The 18,464-nt window shown below is 63.0% G+C and carries 15 protein-coding genes and 3 tRNA genes; 7 read left to right on the top strand and 11 right to left on the bottom strand.

Translation table 11 applies throughout. The features are described 5' to 3' along the window. Positions 1 to 6: 6 nt before the first annotated feature. Positions 7 to 459, bottom strand: coding sequence for a GNAT family N-acetyltransferase (locus HG549_RS19395; protein WP_170031605.1), 453 nt, complete (start codon positions 457 to 459; stop codon positions 7 to 9). Between the two features lie 130 nt (positions 460 to 589). Continuing rightward, positions 590 to 1,921 carry a 30S ribosomal protein S12 methylthiotransferase RimO gene (gene rimO, locus HG549_RS19390; protein ID WP_170031602.1) on the bottom strand — a complete coding sequence of 444 codons (1,332 nt, stop codon included), beginning with the start codon at positions 1,919 to 1,921 and terminating at the stop codon, positions 590 to 592. Positions 1,922 to 2,155: 234 nt separating this feature from the next. Here rimO and HG549_RS19385 point away from each other — a divergent pair, with 234 nt between their 5' ends. After that, the gene (locus HG549_RS19385; protein ID WP_170031600.1) at positions 2,156 to 4,066 is read left to right on the top strand and encodes a potassium transporter Kup; all 1,911 of its coding nucleotides are present in this window, start codon (positions 2,156 to 2,158) and stop codon (positions 4,064 to 4,066) included. Positions 4,067 to 4,511: 445 nt separating this feature from the next. Here the strand turns inward: HG549_RS19385 and HG549_RS19380 are convergent, their stop codons facing one another. The 5 genes from HG549_RS19380 to HG549_RS19360 all read right to left on the bottom strand — a co-directional run bounded on the left by HG549_RS19380 (position 4,512) and on the right by HG549_RS19360 (position 9,198). Next, complete coding sequence (locus HG549_RS19380; protein ID WP_170031597.1) at positions 4,512 to 5,804, bottom strand: virulence factor family protein; 1,293 nt, start codon at positions 5,802 to 5,804, stop codon at positions 4,512 to 4,514. Beyond that, positions 5,804 to 8,446 (bottom strand): bifunctional lysylphosphatidylglycerol flippase/synthetase MprF, encoded by a 2,643-nt coding sequence (mprF, locus tag HG549_RS19375; RefSeq protein ID WP_170031594.1) that lies wholly within the window; start codon positions 8,444 to 8,446, stop codon positions 5,804 to 5,806. The genes HG549_RS19380 and mprF overlap by 1 nt, the downstream gene beginning before the upstream one ends. A 261-nt stretch (positions 8,447 to 8,707) precedes the next feature. Continuing rightward, positions 8,708 to 8,784: transfer RNA gene (locus HG549_RS19370), tRNA-Met, on the bottom strand. A gap of 124 nt (positions 8,785 to 8,908) precedes the next feature. After that, positions 8,909 to 8,985: transfer RNA gene (locus HG549_RS19365), tRNA-Met, on the bottom strand. A gap of 136 nt (positions 8,986 to 9,121) precedes the next feature. Then, positions 9,122 to 9,198, bottom strand: a tRNA-Met gene (locus HG549_RS19360). 220 nt (positions 9,199 to 9,418) lie between these two features. On the opposite strand from HG549_RS19360, the gene dinB reads away from it, so the two are divergent. Then, complete coding sequence (gene dinB, locus HG549_RS19355) at positions 9,419 to 10,477, top strand: DNA polymerase IV (RefSeq protein ID WP_170034257.1); 1,059 nt, start codon at positions 9,419 to 9,421, stop codon at positions 10,475 to 10,477. Positions 10,478 to 10,637: 160 nt separating this feature from the next. Here dinB and HG549_RS19350 read toward each other — a convergent pair whose 3' ends face one another. The 3 genes from HG549_RS19350 to HG549_RS19340 all read right to left on the bottom strand — a co-directional run bounded on the left by HG549_RS19350 (position 10,638) and on the right by HG549_RS19340 (position 14,771). Next, on the bottom strand, positions 10,638 to 11,591 hold the full coding sequence (locus HG549_RS19350; RefSeq protein WP_170031591.1) for a hypothetical protein: 954 nt from the start codon (positions 11,589 to 11,591) through the stop codon (positions 10,638 to 10,640). 20 nt (positions 11,592 to 11,611) lie between these two features. Then, positions 11,612 to 13,327, bottom strand: coding sequence for a proline--tRNA ligase (locus HG549_RS19345; protein WP_170031588.1), 1,716 nt, complete (start codon positions 13,325 to 13,327; stop codon positions 11,612 to 11,614). Between the two features lie 160 nt (positions 13,328 to 13,487). Then, positions 13,488 to 14,771 carry an OprD family porin gene (locus HG549_RS19340; protein WP_170031585.1) on the bottom strand — a complete coding sequence of 428 codons (1,284 nt, stop codon included), beginning with the start codon at positions 14,769 to 14,771 and terminating at the stop codon, positions 13,488 to 13,490. Between the two features lie 678 nt (positions 14,772 to 15,449). Here HG549_RS19340 and HG549_RS19335 point away from each other — a divergent pair. Together HG549_RS19335 and HG549_RS19330 are read left to right on the top strand one after the other, a co-directional pair. Beyond that, positions 15,450 to 15,869: an HIT domain-containing protein gene (locus tag HG549_RS19335; protein WP_170031582.1), complete on the top strand. Its 420-nt coding sequence runs from the start codon at positions 15,450 to 15,452 to the stop codon at positions 15,867 to 15,869. Between the two features lies 1 nt (position 15,870). Beyond that, positions 15,871 to 16,077: a SlyX family protein gene (locus tag HG549_RS19330; protein ID WP_170031579.1), complete on the top strand. Its 207-nt coding sequence runs from the start codon at positions 15,871 to 15,873 to the stop codon at positions 16,075 to 16,077. Positions 16,078 to 16,152: 75 nt separating this feature from the next. Here HG549_RS19330 and HG549_RS26145 read toward each other — a convergent pair whose 3' ends face one another. Continuing rightward, a complete protein-coding gene (locus HG549_RS26145) occupies positions 16,153 to 16,746 on the bottom strand; it encodes a cold-shock protein (protein WP_170031576.1) in 594 nt (197 codons plus the stop codon). A 276-nt stretch (positions 16,747 to 17,022) separates the two neighbouring features. On the opposite strand from HG549_RS26145, the gene HG549_RS19320 reads away from it, so the two are divergent. The 3 genes from HG549_RS19320 (at position 17,023) to HG549_RS19310 (ending at position 18,376) form a co-directional block, all read left to right on the top strand. Continuing rightward, entirely contained in the window at positions 17,023 to 17,496 is a 474-nt protein-coding gene (locus tag HG549_RS19320) for a Dps family protein (RefSeq protein ID WP_170031573.1), read from the top strand. A 236-nt stretch (positions 17,497 to 17,732) separates the two neighbouring features. After that, the gene (locus HG549_RS19315; RefSeq protein WP_170031570.1) at positions 17,733 to 18,062 is read left to right on the top strand and encodes a ribbon-helix-helix domain-containing protein; all 330 of its coding nucleotides are present in this window, start codon (positions 17,733 to 17,735) and stop codon (positions 18,060 to 18,062) included. A 92-nt stretch (positions 18,063 to 18,154) separates the two neighbouring features. After that, positions 18,155 to 18,376 carry an FmdB family zinc ribbon protein gene (locus tag HG549_RS19310; RefSeq protein WP_003254776.1) on the top strand — a complete coding sequence of 74 codons (222 nt, stop codon included), beginning with the start codon at positions 18,155 to 18,157 and terminating at the stop codon, positions 18,374 to 18,376. The last annotated feature ends 88 nt before the right edge of the window (positions 18,377 to 18,464 follow it).

The raw sequence follows: 18,464 nt of genomic DNA, 5'->3' as shown, positions 1-18,464 counted from the left end.
TGTCATTTACGCCGTTTTGCGCAGGCGCATGTGCAACAACGGGTAGGGCTGGCCCAGGCCATCGGTTGCCGAACGGCCAATCACCTCGAAGCCTTCATGCAGGTAGAAGCCCAGGGCCTGTGGGTTCTGTTCGTTGACGTCCAGGCGTTCGGCATTCAGCTCGTCGATGGCATAGTGCAAGAGGCGCTTGCCAACCCCTTTGCCGCGGTAGTCCGGGGCGACGAACAGCATGTCCACGCGGCCGTTGGCGACCCCGGCGAAGCCACAGATGCGTTGGCGATCCTTGCAGCAGACCAGCATCACCGCATCCAGGTAGCGGCGCAGCACGTGTTCGCGCAGCAACTGGATGTAGCCCTCAGGCAGAAAGTCGTGGGTGGCGCGTACCGAGTCTTCCCACACCTGTACCAGTTCGTCGTAGTCCCTCAACCGCGGGGTTTGCAAGGTCATTGTCGAATGCATGGGCAGGATTCCTCGAGGGGCACCCTGACAACATAGCAGGCTAGCCGTCAGTCAGCGCTCACCCGCTGCCCTGATGCAAAAAGGCCCTGCTCCGGCAGCCGGAACAGGGCCTTTTCGTGCTACCGCGGGGTCAGATCGGTTCAGCCCAGAGGTCGTACTCGTCGGCATCCACCACCCGGCAACGCACCTTGTCGCCTGGCTTGAAGCCATGATCGCCGTCGATGAACACGCTGCCGTCGATTTCCGGGGCGTCGAAGAAGCTGCGGCCAACCGAGCCCTGTTCTTCGACTTCGTCGATCAGCACGTCGATCTCCTTGCCGATACGCAGTTGCAGGCGGGCAGCACTGATGGCCTGCTGGTGCGCCATGAAGCGGTCCCAACGGTCCTGCTTGACCTCGTCCGGTACTTCTTCCAGGCCCAGGTCGTTGGCCGGTGCGCCTTCCACCGGCGAGTACTGGAAGCAGCCCACACGGTCCAGCTGGGCTTCGCTCAGCCAGTCAAGCAGGTACTGGAAGTCTTCCTCGGTCTCGCCCGGGAAGCCGACGATGAAGGTGGAGCGGATCACCAGCTCCGGGCACTGTTCGCGCCAGTGCTTGATGCGTGCCAGGGTGCGGTCCTCGAAGGCCGGGCGCTTCATGGCCTTGAGCACTTTCGGGCTGGCATGCTGGAACGGGATGTCCAGGTACGGCAGGATCTTGCCGGCGGCCATCAGCGGGATCACGTCATCGACGTTCGGGTACGGGTAGACATAATGCAGGCGTACCCAGGCGCCCAGGCTGCTCAGGGCTTCGCACAGCTCGAGCATGCGGGTCTTGACCGGGCGGCCATTCCAGAAGTCGGTCTTGTACTTGACGTCGACGCCGTAGGCGCTGGTGTCCTGGGAAATTACCAGGATCTCCTTGACCCCGGCCTTGACCAGGCGCTCGGCCTCGCTCAGCACTTCACCGACCGGGCGGCTGACCAGTTTGCCGCGCATCGACGGGATGATGCAGAAGCTGCAGCTGTGGTTGCAGCCTTCGGAAATTTTCAGGTACGCATAGTGGCGCGGGGTCAGCTTGACGCCCTGCGGCGGCACCAGGTCGATCAGCGGGTTGTGGTCCTGGCGTGGCGGCACCACTTCGTGCACGGCGTTGACCACCTGCTCGTACTGCTGCGGGCCGGTGACCGACAGCACGCTCGGGTGCACCTCACGGATGCTGCCTTCCTCGACACCCATGCAGCCGGTGACGATGACCTTGCCGTTTTCCTTGATCGCTTCGCCGATCACTTCCAGCGACTCGGCCTTGGCGCTGTCGATGAAGCCGCAGGTGTTGACCACCACCACGTCGGCGTCCTCATAGGTGGGCACGACTTCATAGCCTTCCATGCGCAGCTGGGTCAGGATGCGCTCGGAATCGACCAGGGCTTTCGGGCAACCCAGGCTTACGAAACCTACCTTGGGGGTGGCGGGCGTGGTGGACATGACTAACCTCGGAATTGAATGCAGGTCGCCCGGCCGGAATCGGGGGCGATCTTGACGGGCGCTTTTGGCGCCTCTGATCAAAAAGTGCGCAATTCTAGCGAGCACTGCGTCGCTTGACCAGCAGAAATACGACGAACGCTGCGCTATGCTTCGCGCCATTGCGCCAGGTTGCAGGCCAGCCTGGGCAGGAATTGAGAATACCAAGGTCTACAAGGCCGTCTGCGGGAGTGGTCGATGGTTCAGGCAAGCAGTCACGCCGAGGGCGGGCACGAGGGGAAGCAGGGCGCGACACGGTCGCTGAGCCTGCTGGTGGCAGCGGTCGGGGTGGTTTATGGCGATATCGGTACCAGCCCGTTATATACCCTCAAGGAAGTCTTCACCGGCGGTTACGGGGTGCCGGTCAACCATGACGGCGTGCTGGGGATTCTGTCGCTGATCCTCTGGTCGCTGTTATGGGTGGTGTCGTTCAAGTACGTGATGTTCATCCTGCGTGCCGACAACCAGGGCGAAGGTGGCACCATGGCACTGACCGCATTGGCGCGGCGGGCCACGGCGGCGTACCCGCGGTTGCGCACGCTGATGGTGGTGTGCGGCTTGATTGGGGCTTCGCTGTTCTACGGCGACAGCATGATCACCCCGGCCGTGTCGGTACTCTCGGCGGTGGAAGGCATGGGCCTGGCGTTCGAGGGCATCGACCACTGGGTGGTGCCGATTTCGCTGGTGATACTGGTAGCGCTGTTCCTGGTGCAGAAGCACGGCACCGACAAGATCGGCAAGCTGTTCGGCCCGATCATGGTCACCTGGTTCGTGGCGTTGGGCTCGCTGGGGGTGTATGGCATCTCGCAGAGCCCGGAAGTGCTCAAGGCATTCAACCCGATCTGGGCGGTGAACTTCTTCGTGGTTCACCCCGGCATGGGCGTCGCCATTCTCGGGGCGGTGGTGCTGGCGCTGACCGGTGCCGAGGCGCTGTATGCCGACATGGGCCACTTTGGCCGCAAGCCGATCGCCCGGGCCTGGTTTGCCCTGGTGCTGCCGGGGCTGGTGCTCAACTACTTTGGCCAGGGCGCGTTGCTGCTGCAGGATGCGGAGGCCGCCCGTAACCCGTTCTACCTGCTGGCGCCGGGCTGGGCGCTGCTGCCGATGGTCGGCCTGGCGACCCTGGCCACGGTGATTGCTTCGCAGGCGGTGATCTCCGGGGCGTTTTCCCTGACCCGCCAGGCCATCCAGCTGGGCTATATCCCGCGGATGCAGATCCAGCACACCTCCAGTGACGAACAGGGGCAGATCTACATTGGCGCGATCAACTGGACGTTGATGGTCGGCGTGGTATTGCTGGTGGTTGGTTTCGAGTCGTCCGGCGCCCTGGCGGCGGCCTATGGCGTGGCGGTGACCGGTACCATGCTGATGACCACTATCCTGGTGTCGGCGGTGATGCTGCTGCTGTGGAAGTGGCCGCCGCTGCTGGCAGTGCCGATTCTGCTGGGGTTCCTGCTGGTCGACGGGTTGTTCTTTGCTGCCAACGTGCCGAAGATTGCCCAGGGCGGTGCCTTCCCGGTGCTGGCAGGGGGCGTGCTGTACCTGCTGATGAGTACCTGGAAGCGCGGCAAGCAGATCCTGATGGAGCGTATCGACGAAGGCGCGCTGCCGCTGCAACTGTTCATCAGCAGTATCCGCATCCAGCCGCCGCACCGGGTCGAAGGCACGGCGGTGTTCCTCACGGCGCGCTCCGATGCCGTGCCCCATGCGCTGTTGCACAACATGCTGCATAACCAGGTGCTGCACAGCCAGGTGGTGCTGTTGACGGTGGTCAGCGAGGACCGGCCGCGGGTGCCGGAGCAGGAGCGTTTTGAGGTGGAGGCCTATGGCGACGGGTTCTTCCGCGTGCTGTTGCACTTTGGCTTCATGGATGAACCGGATGTGCCGGCGGCGTTGCGCTTGTGCCACCTGGACGAGCTGGACTTCACCCCGATGCGTACCACCTACTTCCTCAGCCGCGAGACGGTGATCGCATCGCGGCTGGAGGGTATGTCGCGCTGGCGCGGCAACCTGTTCGCATTCCTGTTGAAGAACGCCAACGGCAACCTGCGTTTCTTCAACCTGCCGTTGAACCGGGTGATCGAGTTGGGGACCCAGGTCGAGATCTGATTTTCAGGGCAGGCGCGGGCGCTTACGGCGGTAACTGTAGGAGCGGATTTATCCGCGAACAGGCGGCGCGGTGGCTGGCACCGGCTGTGCCGGTGATCGCGGCTGAAGCCGCTCCTACGGGTACGGTGTTCAAACTGTAGGAGCGGATTTATCCGCGAACAGGCGGCGCGGTGGCTGGCACCGGCTGTGCCGGTGATCGCGGCTGAAGCCGCTCCTACGGGTACGGTGTTCAAACTGTAGGAGCGGATTTATCCGCGAAGCAGGCGGCGCGGTGGCTGGCACCGGCTGTGCCGGTGATCGCGGCTGAAGCCGCTCCTACGGGTACGGTGTTCAAACTGTAGGAGCGGATTTATCCGCGAACAGGCGGCGCGGTGGCTGGCACCGGCTATGCCGGTGATCGCGGCTTGTGGGAGCGGGCGTGCCCGCGAATGGGCCTCAGGGGCTATCAGTTCTGTGCAGCCACGTTCGACTTGCCCTGACGCGTCTCGATCTCGCCGATCAGGCGCTTGGCCAGTGCCGGGTAGTTCTCGTCGAAGTGGTGCCCACCCGGCAGCTTCAGACGCTCGCCTACCGCGGTCTTGTCGGTGCAGCCGCTCTCGTCGGTTTCCTCGACGCCGTACACGCACACCACCTTGGACGCCGGCAGCCTGGCCATTTCCGGCCCGGTCGGGGCTTCCTGGCCTTCCTTGCCGAGCCAGCCTTCAACTTCGATCTCGAAGCTGCCACTGCGGGCAAAGGCCAACAGCATCACCGCGTCGATACGCTGCTGGTCCTCGACCGGCAGGCGGTTGTAGATCGCCGGCAGCACGTCGGCACCGAACGAATAGCCGGTCAGCACGAAGCGCTTGGTGCCCCATTTCTGCCGGTAATGCTGCATCAGCTCGGACAGGTCGGCGGCGCTTTGTTCCGGGGTCTTGTGCTGCCAGTAGTAGCGCAGCGTGTCGATGCCTACCACCGGGTAGCCCAGCTTGGCCATTTCCCCGGCCACGTCACGGTCCAGGTCACGCCAGCCGCCATCACCCGAGAGGAACAGGGTGACCGTGTCGGTGGTCTGTCCGGCAGGTACCTCGACCACCGGGATGGCCAAGGCGTTGCCGTCGTGGCCGACCAGGGCCTGGGTCAGTTGCGCCTTGAGCACCTGGGGCAGGTGGATGTCGTAGTCGCTGATGCTGGTTTCAGCATTGGCCTGGTCACGCACGAAAGCGGCGCTGGCGTCATCCGGGTTGTCGTTCCAGGCGACATTCCAGTGGCCGTGGGCAGCCGATTTCGGCAGGGGCGCCTGGCAGCCGGGTTGTTCCAGGTTGAAGTCCACGGAAATCGCCCGCGCCTTGTCGTCGTTCTGGCTGGCCAGCCAGCGCCAGGCCTGGGCCGCGCCAGGGCCGATACCGGCAACCAGGGTCGGCTTCTGCGGCAACTGGGCCAGGGCCTGGTCCATGGCTTGCTGCTGCTTGCTGCAGTCATTGGGCGGCAGGATCACCTGCACCAGTTGCGCTTCGCCGGCCTTGGCCAAGTCCAGCAGCTGCTTGTCGGTCAGTGCCTGGTCCTGCGGCACACCGATGGCCACCCGGGCCTTGGGGTGCACGCCTGGCGTCACACGGGTAATCGGCGTGTCATTGATGCTCAGTTGCTCCAGGCGCGCCTCGGGGGCCGGGCGCGTCCACAGCCAGAACGCCAGCGCACCCCCCAGGGCGGCCAGCAGCAGGGGAATCAGCAAGTACAGCCAAAAGCGACGGGTCATCAACGTTTCACCAATCCAGTCAAGCCGCCTGCGATCAGGGCGGCGGTGTCGGCCAGTGCCACCAGCGGGTCAAGCCCGGCCGGCACGGCCATATAGCGGGGTTCCCAGTCCGGTTGGAATTTGTCCTTGAAGCGACGGAGCCCCTGGAAGTTGTACAGCTGCTCGCCGCGGCGGAACACCATCGAACCCAGGCGCTGGGTCAGCGGCGCGCCACGCCGCGGCTGCAGGCCGGAAAGCGGTACCATGCCGAGGCTGAAGCGGGCGTAGTCATGGCTTTTGTAGTGCAGGATCAGGCCGATCATCATGAATTCCATGGTCAGCTTCGGCGCCTCGGGGTGTGCGCGCATCAGGTCGAGGCTGGCCAGTTCCTTGCCGTGGGTTTCCAGCAGGTTGGCAAAGGCCACCGGGCGGCCCTGGAAGCGGATCAGGGCAATGCGGAAGTGCTGCAGGTACTCTGGGCTGAAGCGCCCCAGCGAGAAGCCTTTCTCGCGGACGTTCTTGCCGTCGAGCCAGGCATCGGAAATTTCCTTCAGCTCTGCCAGCGGGGCGTGGCCGGGTTCGTGGATTTCCAGGCTCAAACCGTCACGGCTGCCGCGGTTCCAGGTGTAGCGCAGGTCCTTCATCTCCTTGCCCTTGGCTTCCAGGTCGAAACGGCGCAGGTCGACCCGGGCTTCTTCGCCCAGCTTCAGCGCGGTCAGGCCGATGTCCATGTAGAACGGCAGGTTCTCGGCGCGCACCTGGTAGAACACCGGCCGGGCGTGGTGCAGGTCGCACAGGTCACGGAATTGCCAGATCATCTCGGCGCGTTCCTGGGCCGGGCCGATCGGGTCATACAGGGCCACCAGGCTGCGGCCACGGCGCGCGTACATGAGGAAGGCGTTGTCGCCCGGGTGGAACAGCAGCGCCTTGTCGCCGGTCAGCGCCAGGCCGCCATCGGGCTGGTCAGAGGCCAGCAGAATGCGGTTGGCGCGCTGCAGTTCCTGTTCATCGGGCAGGTGGATCACAGGCGGTGCGGTGCGCAGCAACCAGGTCAGGGCCACGGCCGCCAGCAGCAGTGCGCTACCCATGGCGGCGCGCAGGCCACGTGGCGCGTCGGCATCAAGGGTGAACTGCCACCACAGCTGATGGCTGTAGGGCACATCCTGGTAGGCGAACAGCAACAGCCATACCGATGCCCCGACCACGCAGGCGCTGGCCACCAGGAACACTGGCGAGAACGGCAGTTCCAGCAAGCGGCTGGGGCGATAGAAAGAACGGCGGAACAGGGCGAGCAGGGCGGCGGTGAAGGTCAGCAGGCTGGCTTCTTCCCAGTCGAACCCCTTGAGCAGCGACAGCAGCGCGCCGACCAGCAACAGTACCGTGGTCAGCAGCCAGGCGGCGGACAGGCGTCGACGCAGGCCTTGGGCCAGCAGCAGGCACAGCACGCCGATCAGGCTGGCGCCGAAGTGCGAGGCATCGATCAGGCGGTGCGGCACCAGGAAACCCATGTGCTCCAGGCGCGTGTCGATCTCGGGCGTGGCCCCGGAAAACAGCAGCACCACGCCGGAGAGGAATACCAGGATCGACAGAACTGGCGCCGCCAGCCCGGAAGCCGCCTTGATCGCCTGCTGCGCGAACAGCAGGCGCCGGGCTTCGTTGGCCAGCAGCAACACGCAGGCCAGCAGCAGGGGCAGCACGACGTAGATCAGCCGATACAGCAGCAAGGCCGCCGCCAGCGGGGCCGCGCCGAGCTGGTCGGCAAAGGCTGCCAGCAGGATCGCTTCGAATACCCCGGCGCCGCCCGGTACGTGGCTGAGCACACCTGCGGCCAGGGCCAGCAGGTACACCAGAACAAAGGCGCCGAACGGCGGGGCTTCGGGTAGCAGCAGATACAGCACGGTAGCAGCCGCAGCGACATCCAGCGCAGTGATCAGCAGTTGCATGGCGGCCAGGCGCGCGCCGGGCAGGCGCAGCGTGCGGCGGCCCAGCTGTACCAGCAGGTTGTCGGCCAAGGGCTGCTCGGCCAGGCGTCGGCGGTACAAGCCGACCACCATTACCCCGCACAGCAGCAGCACGGCGGCGGCAACAGCTGCCAGCAAGCCAGCTGGCAAGCCCAGGGCGGCCGAGGCTGCCGGCAGGTCGGTCAAGGTCGCCAGGGCCGCCAGCGGTGGCAGCGCGCAACCCAGTGACAGGCTGGCGAAGACGGTCATCCGTGCCACTTCGCCTGCGCCCACCCCTTGCCGTGCATACAGGCGGTAGCGCACCGAACCACCGGAAAGCATCGACAGGCCGATGGCGTTGCCGATGGCAAAGGCACTGAAGCCGCCCAGCACCAGGCTGCGCGCCGGCAAATGCACGCCGGCATAGCGGCTGGCCGACCATTCGTAACCCAGCAGGATGACGAAGCCGAGCACGGTGGCCAGCAACGCACCCAGCAATGCCTGGGCTGGCACGCTGAGCATGGCATCGTGCAGGGCATAGATGTCCAGCTCGCTCAGCAGGTGGCGGCAGGCGATCAAGGCCATGGCGAACAATACCAGGGTCACCATCAGGCCAATCGGCTGGCGATAGCGGCTCAGGCGTTCGAGCAAGGGCAGGCGCTGCGCGGCACCGGGCAGTGCCGAGGCGAGCGGTGCCGGCGTTTCGGGATTGTGCGAAGTCATGGATTGCCCCGGGCTGGCAGCGCGAGGAGAACGGAAGAGATGGCCAAGTGATAGTCCCTTAGAAAAACGTATCCAATGTTACTCCGGCCTCCGGCATTTTCAGCGGGCTGGCAGGGTTAAAGATAGTTCATCCTCGGTGCGTGCCCTCAAGCTTGCGGGTTGGCGGCAAGACGGGGAAAACGGCAGCGACGAAAAGCAGGGGAGGGAAAAGCAACAAACCCCGCGCTGCTGTTACACAGGCGGGGTTTGTTCTGACGAATATGGTTGCGGGAGCCGGATTTGAACCGACGACCTTCGGGTTATGAGCCCGACGAGCTACCAGGCTGCTCCATCCCGCGTCAGAGGGGCGCATTCTACAGCTTGAGCGGTCGCTGTCAAGGTTTTTGCGTTTCAGGCTAGCGATGCACATTTTCACGGGCAAAGAAAAAGGCCACTGTGTCTACAGTGGCCTTTTCTTGAATCTGGTTGCGGGAGCCGGATTTGAACCGACGACCTTCGGGTTATGAGCCCGACGAGCTACCAGGCTGCTCCATCCCGCGTCAGTGGGGCGGATTCTACAGTGTGTGGCGGGGGTGTCAAGCGCTAACGTTTGATTTCTCGAGCATTTTTGCTGGCAGAGGTTTTCTGCGCACAAAGAAAAAGGCCACTGCGTTAACAGTGGCCTTTTCTCGAATCTGGTTGCGGGAGCCGGATTTGAACCGACGACCTTCGGGTTATGAGCCCGACGAGCTACCAGGCTGCTCCATCCCGCGCCTGTGAGATCGAATTCTACGGATTTGCCTCCCATTGTCAAGCAAATGTTGCGGAAAAACCTTTTTTGTTCAAACCCTTAGCGTCTTCAGTCGCGTGCAGCTCAGGCACGACGGGGCTTTCAGGCCGATTATCGCGTGCCGACGCGGGTGAGCTGTTTCATAACAGTACGCATGCGATACTATCTGTATGAATTTACAGTGCTGACGGTCATCCATGTCCTTGCGCAAGATCATCCATGTCGACTGCGATTGCTTCTATGCCGCCATCGAAATGCGTGACGACCCGCGCCTGGCCGGACGGCCCATGGCCGTAGGGGGCTCCCCGGATCACCGTGGGGTGATTGCCACTTGCAACTATGAGGCGCGCGCCTATGGTGTGCGTTCGGCCATGTCCTCACGGCATGCCCTGAAACTGTGCCCCGACCTGTTGATCGTCAAGCCGCGCTTCGAGGCCTACCGTGAGGCCTCGCGGGAAATCCACACGATCTTCCGTGACTACACCGAGCTGATCGAACCGTTGTCGCTGGACGAGGCATACCTGGATGTGACGGACAGCCAGTGGTATTCGGGCAGTGCCACGCGCATCGCCGAGGATATTCGTCGCCGCGTCGCCCGCACCCTGCATATCACTGTCTCGGCTGGCGTGGCGCCGAACAAGTTCCTGGCCAAGATCGCCAGTGACTGGCGCAAGCCCAACGGGCTGTTCGTGATTACCCCGGGCGAAGTGGAAGCATTCGTCGCGGCCTTGCCGGTGGCCAGGTTGCACGGGGTGGGCAAGGTGACGGCAGACAAGCTGGCGCGGCTGGGGATCGACACCTGCCTGGAGCTGCGCGAATGGTCGCGGCTGGCGCTGGTGCGAGAGTTCGGCAGTTTTGGCGAGCGCTTGTGGGGGCTGGCGCGCGGTATCGATGAGCGTGCAGTGCACAATGACAGCCGCCGCCAGTCAGTCAGCGTGGAAAACACCTACGACACCGACCTGCCGGATTTGGCCAGTTGCCTGGCTCGGTTACCCGAACTGCTGGCCAGCCTGGACGAGCGCATCGCCCGCATGGACAGCAGTTACCGGCCGGAAAAACCCTTCGTCAAGGTCAAGTTCCATGACTTCAGCCAGACCACCCTGGAGCAGGCCGGGGCAGGTCGGGACCTGGAGAGTTATCGGCAATTGCTGGGGCAGGCGTTTGCCCGTGGTGGCAAGCCGGTACGCTTGCTGGGGGTGGGGGTGAGGTTGCGCGATTTGCGCGGGGCGCATGAGCAGCTGGAGCTGTTCCCGCCTCGATAAATGGCCCGCCAATTTAACGCGGCCCCTGTAGGAGCGGCCTTGTGTCGCGATGGGCTGCGAAGCAGCCCCATGATTTCAGCCTTGATGCATGAATTGCCGGGGCTGCTTCGCAGCCCATCGCGACACAAGGCCGCTCCTACAAGGGAATGCGTAATGCCGGTTATTGCGCGCCAGGGTCAGCGACCAGGCGGCCAGTGGCCTTGGTCAGCGACTGCAGAAACTCCTGCTGCAGCTCCGGATCGTTGCGGGTCAGCTCGATCAGGCTCTGCTCCATTTCACTGGCTTCTTCTTCCAGGCCCAGTTCGGACAGGCGCTTGACCCGGTGTACCCATTGGCCGACGTCGTCGTCCTCAAGGTCATCGAAGATCAATTCGTGGGCCTCGAGCAACTTGTTGCGCAGGGTGGCGCTGACCAGCAGGCTGGCATCGCCACGTACCGCGTTGTCCTCGTCGACCACCTGCAGGTGCAGGGTGCCGATGTGGTTGAGGTTCTGCTCGGAGAACGGGCTGTCGAGCAGGTTCAGGCGCAGCACGCCATTCCTGTCGGTGGTCAGCTCGTGGGTCATCCTGCCGGCCTTGACTTCGACCAGGCGTTCGCTCCACGGCACGCTGGTGGATTCCTCGCGCTTGCCCTTCTGCACTTCGCTGATCCCGGCCAGGTTCTGCTGGGCACGGCCGTTGGACGGCACGTTCATGAACGGGTTGAGCCCGTCCACACCATAGCTGAGCCAGTCGTGGGTGATGCTGTCCGGCAGATTGCCCAGGGCGAAGACGTTGACCACGTTGGCGCCGACGCCCGCCACCACGGCCACTGCCCCCAGCGGGATCTCGTAGATCTCCCGCCAGGGCTGGTAGGGCGTATAGCGGTCATAGCGGCGGGTGACTTCGAACTCGGTGACTTCGAAGCGCTGCTGCTCATGCACACGCACACGGCGTTGCGGAAGCTCCATCACCTTCGGCTCGCCGACATCGATCTGCAGGGTGTGCTCGAGCAGTTTGCGCTCGACGCGCTCCTCATGGTCGCTGCGCTGGGACATCTGGTTGGCGCAACCGCTGACGAGCAGGGCGCCGCACAGTGCGGCGCCCCCCAGGGTAAAGGTACTTCGCTTGTACATGATCACTCGTGCATTGGTTATCAGCGGCGAACGCGGGCCTGCAGGAAGGTCAGCACTTCGGCGAGCGGCAATGCCTGGGCGTCCTGCTCGGTGCGGTGCTTGTATTCCAGGTTGCCTTCGGCCAGGCCGCGATCGCTGACGACGATGCGGTGCGGGATGCCGATCAGCTCCATGTCGGCAAACTTGATGCCGGGGCTGGTCTTCTTGTCGCGGTCGTCCAGCAGCACTTCGTAACCGGCGGCGGTCAACTCGGCGTACAGCTTGTCGGTCGCCTCGCGGACCACGTCGGTTTCGTAGCGCAGCGGTACCAGGGCGATCTGGAACGGGGCCAGGGCGTCATTCCAGATGATGCCCTTGTCGTCGTGGTTCTGCTCGATGGCAGCGGCAACCACGCGGGACACGCCGATACCGTAGCAGCCCATGGCCAGGGTGACCGGCTTGCCGTTTTCGCCCAGTACCTGGCACTTCAGTGCCTCGCTGTACTTGGTGCCCAGCTGGAAGATGTGGCCCACTTCGATGCCGCGCTTGATCACCAGGGTGCCCTGGCCGTCCGGGCTCGGGTCGCCTTCGACCACGTTACGCAGGTCGGCAACCTGTGGCACCGGCAGGTCGCGCTCCCAGTTCACGCCGAAGTAGTGCTTGTCGTCGATGTTGGCACCGATGCCGAAGTCGCTCATCAGGGCAACCGAACGGTCGATGATGATTTCCAGCGGCAGGTTCAACGGGCCGAGCGAACCAGCGCCGGCACCGATGGCCTCGCGCAGTTCGGCGTCGCTGGCCATGACCAGCGGGTCGGCTACCTGTTCCAGCTTGGCGGCCTTGATTTCGTTGAGTTCGTGATCGCCACGCACAATCAACGCAACCAGCTTGCCCTGTTCTGCGCCATGCACGATCAGGGTCTTGACGGTTTTTTCGATCGGCAGGCCGAAGTTTTCCACCAGCTGGGCGATGGTCTTGGCGTTCGGCGTGTCGACCAGACGCAGCTCCTCGGTAGGCGCAGGGCGCACGGTTTCCCGTGGGATGGCCTCGGCCTTCTCGATGTTGGCGGCATAGTCGGAGCTGTCGCTGAAGATCACGTCGTCTTCGCCAGACTCGGCCAGCACGTGGAATTCGTGCGAGTAGCTGCCACCGATGGAACCGGTGTCGGCCTGCACTGGGCGGAAGTCCAGGCCCAGGCGGGTGAAGATGTTGGTGTACGCCTGGTGCATGCGGTCGTAGGTTTCCTGCAAGGAAGCCTGGTCGGCATGGAACGAGTAGGCGTCCTTCATGATGAATTCGCGGCCGCGCATCAGGCCGAAGCGCGGGCGGATCTCGTCACGGAACTTGGTCTGGATCTGGTACATGTTGAGCGGCAGCTGTTTATAGCTGGACAGCTCGTTGCGGGCCAGGTCGGTGATGACTTCTTCGTGGGTCGGGCCGACGCAGAAGTCGCGCTGGTGGCGGTCCTTCAGGCGCAGCAGCTCGGGGCCGTACTGTTCCCAGCGGCCGGATTCCTGCCACAGTTCGGCGGGCTGGATGCTGGGCATCAGCACTTCCAGGGCGCCGGCGGCGTTCATTTCCTCACGCACCACGGCCTCGACCTTGCGCATCACCCGCAAGCCCATCGGCAGCCAGGTGTACAGGCCGGAGGCCAGTTTGCGGATCATGCCGGCACGCAGCATGAGCTGATGGCTGATGACCACTGCGTCGGCAGGGGTTTCTTTCTGGGTGGCGAGCAAATATTGACTGGTGCGCATGGTGAGCCGTGTCGATTGCCTAAGACATTGAAATGACCCCGCATTGTACGGGGGCGAAACGAAGGCGTACAGGATGCCCCAGGGCGTAACGCTTGTCAGCCAAGAAAAAGCCCGGCGTGATCGCCGGGCTTTTTCAGGTGCGGGGCACTGCAAGCCAGGCTTACAGGATGCTCAGCGGGTATTCCACGATCAGGCGCAGTTCGTCGATCGACGAGGAACCGTAGTAGACGCCGTCGGAAGAGCGGTAGGTAGCCTGGCGCACGCGGAAGCTCAGGTCTTTCGCCGGGCCTTCCTGCAGCACGTACTTGACGTCGACGTCGCGTTCCCATTCCTTGCCGTTGCTGGTGCCGGCGACGTTGGCGTCGGTACCGCGTACGTAACGGGTCATGAAGGTCAGGCCCGGAATGCCGTACTCGGCAAAGTTCAGGTCGTAGCGAGCCTGCCAGGACTTCTCGTCTTCGGCGTTGAAGTCGGAACGGGCCACGGAGTTGGCCAGGAAGATGGTGCCGCCACCGTCGACGCCGTAGCCATAGTCGCCGTCGCCGCTGACTTTCTGGTAGGCCAGGGTGAAGGTGTGAGCGCCGATGTTGTAGGCGCCCGACAGGCTGAACGCGCGGTTGTCCAGTTTGTCGCCATCGAAGGCGCGGTAGTCGGCCGAGCCTTCGCTCTTGGTGTCATAGATGTTGAAGTCGAACACCAGGCCTTGCTTGTCGGAAATCGGCAGTGCCCAGTTGACGTTGGCGTAGTACTTGCGCCAGTAGTCTTCGACCTTCGAGTAGTACAGGCTGGTGCTGAGGGTGTCGGTGATGGCGTAGGTACCGCCGACTACGTTGGCTTCCTTCAGGCGCAGGCTGTCACGGTCGGTCTGCTCCTGGGCGGTCAGGCTGGTGAAGTGACCAGCGTGCAGGGTCAGGCCCTTGATCTCGTTGCTGGTGATCAGGGTGCCCTGGGCGATTTCTGGCAGCAGGCGGCTGTCGTCAGTGGCGAAGACCGGCAATGCGGTGAACTGGTCACCCACTTTCAGCACGGTGTCGGAGACGCGGAACTTGACCGCGCCGCCACCCTTGGAATACTCGTCTTCCGAACGGCCGTCGGAGCCGGTCGGGAACAGGCCGGTACCGGCGCGGCCCTTGCCGCTGTCCAGCTTCAGGCCGAGCATGCCGATGGCGTCGACACCCACACCCACGGTGCCTTGGGTGAAGCCGGACTCGAAGGTGCCGAGGAAGCCCAGGCCGGTTTCTTCGCGGCGGCTTTGGCGATCACCAGTGATTGGATCCCGATCGTTGTTACGGAAATCACGGCTGAAGTACAGCATGCGGGTCTTGACGCTCAGCTTGCTGTCTTCGATGAAACCTTTGGATTCGTCCTGGGACGAGGCCAAAGCCAACTGCGAGGTGCCTGCCGCAACGGCCAGGGCGATCATGCTCCACTTCATCACGCGCATCGTGATTTGCTCCTTTGGTTTTTTAGGAAGAGTACCGCTGCGGCCATCTGTTCTAGTTATATGGTGCAGCTCTTTCTTGTTATGTCGGCGAAAATGTATAGCACGCTGACTGTTGTTGGCGATATGGCTATATGCATCCTTTACGGAACTTTTTTGCCATGTCGCTTACAGGTGTTTCCATGTCGCAAATCACGCCCCGGTAAAGGGTCGTACAACGCCAGCGTTGTTTCCGTCGCCGCCTTGCATCTGTACATGCAGGCAGGCGCGGCAACTCCCTGGTAACCAATGCCGCTGTTGTCATTTGTCGCGTACAGCTGCCGTAGCAGATGTCGTGCCGACTTGGCGTGAAGGGAATGCAACAAGCGTGCTCAAAATACGCAACACTTCATGAAATTTTCACAAAATCTGCTACCGGGGGTCGGAAAGTGCCGTAAACACGGGGCGAAGCGGGTTGTGAGGCTATTGCAGTCGAGAATCATTAAAAATAAAAAAGCTGTCATGAAAGTCAATGTGTTACCGCAACTAGTTCAACCAGAGTCATTTATGGGGGCTGAGTGAGGTGTCGCAGGCCTCATTTTGGTGCGAAAAGTAGCGCTGTGTTACCGGGAACGTGCAAGGTATCCTTGCTGCCCTGTATTCCGCGTGTAGCGGGTGGGTTCTGCCTCAAGGAGATATGCCGTGTTCGTCCTCGATTCGCGTTTGCAGCAGGATTGCCTGGTGCTGGGAAATTTTCCGCTGTGTCAGTTGCTGCTGAGCAAGGATGCCAACTACCCCTGGTTCATCCTGGTGCCCCGGCGCGCTGGTATCAGTGAGGTGTTCGAACTGGATGCGGCGGACCAGCAACAGTTGTGGCAGGAGGCCAGCTGCCTGGCCGGGGCGCTGAAGGCCAGCTACAACTCCGACAAGATGAACGTTGCCGCCCTTGGCAATGTGGTCAGTCAACTGCATGTGCACGTAATCGTGCGTCACCACCACGACGCTGCCTGGCCTGCGCCGGTGTGGGGCAAGTGCCCGGCGGTGGCGTATGGCGACGAGCAGGTGCAAGCCATACGCCAGCGCCTGGGTGAATTGAAACTCGAAGGTTACCTAGAGGCCTGATATGTCGTTGGAAATGCGAGTGGTCGAGCTGGAAACCCGCCAGGCGTTCCAGGATGACACCATCCAGGCGCTGAATGACGTTGTGGTCGAGCAGGCGCGGGTGATCGAGCGCCTGCAATTGCAGATGACCGAGCTGATCAAGCGTTACGAAGAGATGGTCGGCCAGTACGGCAACGAAGGGGAAGAGGCGCCGCCGCCTCATTATTGAAGCCGATACGGCTGGATGAGCAGCAACCCTGCAAGGCCGGCGAGCCCGCCTTGCAGGGATAGCCGTTGCAGATGATCAGCGGCGGGTCACAGCGACCACGTCTTCGGCCTGCAGGCCCTTGTCGCGGTGCATCACCGAAAACTCCACGCGCTGGCCCTCGACCAGGATGCGGTGGCCTTCGCCGCGAATGGCGCGAAAGTGCACGAAGATATCATCGCCCGAATCGCGGGAAATGAAGCCGAAACCTTTCGACGTGTTGAACCACTTGACGGTACCGGTATCACGGTTGCCGGAATCCTGCGTGGCGGGCTGGCTGGCGCGTGCCTTGCGCGGGCTGCGGGCCAGGCCTGCGGCCAGGTGTGCGGCCACGGCCAGGGCGGCGCAGACCAGTGCGGCGAGGTTGCCCATTTCCGGGCGGGCCAGCAGGGTCAGGGTCTGCAGTACCACCGCCACCACCAGCAGCGCGCAAGCCAGGTGCTGCAACTGCTGGCGGGCGCCGCGGTAGTACAGCGGCAGCACCGGGGCCAGGATCAGGTTGAGCAGGCCGAGCAGGGCCAGGTAGACCGCATCGGGTTGTTGCAGGAAGGGAGTTGCATCGGTTTTCAGGCTGGGTATGAGCGATAGCAGCAAGGCTGCCACGCCCGTCACCAGATGGACGATCTTGAACATGGGTTGGCTCACAGTTGATAAGGCTGGTCACAGGAAGAGCCGGCGGCGCGGTGCGCATGAGGTATAGAGCGCGAACACGTGACAGGCCGGCCTATGCACCCGGCAATGACAGTCCGCACGGGTGGCACGCTGCCTATTTAACAGTAAAGCCGCAGGCTACTCAAACCACAGGCTGCGAGGCGCTGTGCTGCGCCATGTCGCATGCACCCTGCGTCAAGTGTTGCTAAAGTGGTCGGCACCCGCTTGAGTCTCAAGCCTTATGGAAAGGGGAACTTCATGGCAATCGATATCGGTATCAGTGAAGAAGATCGCAAGTCCATCGTCGATGGGCTGTCCCGCCTGTTGTCGGATACCTATGTGCTGTATCTGAAAACCCATAACTTCCATTGGAACGTCACCGGCCCGTCGTTCCGCACCCTGCACCTGATGTTCGAGGAGCAGTACAACGAGCTGGCGCTGGCGGTCGACTCGATCGCCGAGCGCATCCGCGCCCTGGGCTTCCCGGCGCCGGGGTCCTATGCCTTCTATGCGCGGCACTCCTCGATCAAGGAGGAGGAAGGGGTACCACCTGCAGACGAGATGATCCGCCAGCTGGTGCAGGGGCAGGAGGCTGTGGTGCGTACCGCGCGCAGCATCTTCCCGGTGGTGGACAAGGTCAGTGACGAGCCGACCGCCGACCTGCTGACCCAGCGCATGCAGGTGCATGAGAAGACGGCCTGGATGCTGCGGGTGCTGCTCGACGGCCAGTAATTGCCAGTCTGTCTGTAGGAGCGGCCTTGCGTCGCGATGGGCTGCGCAGCAGCCCCAAGGTTCAGCGTGAGTGCACCAATCGCCGGGGCTGCTGCGCAGCCCATCGCGACGCAAGGCCGCTCCTGCCTGGCGCACATCCGTCGTGGATTCTGATCAGGAACATTTTGCCGCTGCTCTAACCGCGCTCGTCAGCGCTTCATAGGCCACCTGCTACCTGTGACGAGGAGGAGTGGCGCATGATGCAAGCGAGCAAGCGTGTGGCTGGCCAGGGGCGTTGGCCCGGTAAACAGTGCATCGATCCGTTCAAGGCGGATTTCGACATGCAGCAGACCCAGCCGGTGTCGCGTTCGGTAAGGCTCAACGGTTTTTCCACTTGCCTGCGCCTGGAAGCCGTCTACTGGGGTATCCTCGAACGCATCGCTGCGGCCAACCGCTGTTCGGTCAGCGCCGTGCTGTCCTACGTCGACCGCGAAGTGCACCTGCGCCAGGGTGGGGTGCGCAACTTCAGCGGGTTGATCCGGGTGATCTGCGTCGCCTGGCTGCAGGACCCGCCAAGCGTGCGCTGATCGCCGGGCGGGCTGCGCAGTGCTTGCTAACCATATATAATCCCGCTTTTTGCTGCCCCGGCAGCCAGCGTTATGGTTGACGAGAGACACCCATGCCCCTTTATGACTATCAATGTGCATCCTGCGAGCACCGCATGGAAGTGCTGCAGAAGATCAGCGCCGCGCCGCTGACCGATTGCCCGGCCTGCCAGGCGCCGGCGCTGAAGAAGCTGCTGTCGGTGCCAGGCTTCCGCCTGAGCGGTAATGGTTGGTACGAAACCGACTTCAAGACCGGGGCGAAAAAGAATCTGGCAGGCGGCGACAAGGCCGACTGAGTTGAATGCTGTGACCGGGTCTTGCAGTATTAGCCCTCCGGGCGGCCAAGGCCTCCACCGAATACACGAATCACGAGAAGCGAAACCA

The organism is Pseudomonas sp. SK (assembly GCF_012975065.1).
Lineage (GTDB): Bacteria > Pseudomonadota > Gammaproteobacteria > Pseudomonadales > Pseudomonadaceae > Aquipseudomonas > Aquipseudomonas anuradhapurensis.
The sequence above is the reverse complement of the archived record's forward strand: the minus strand, read 5'-3'. Positions and strand labels throughout refer to the sequence as shown.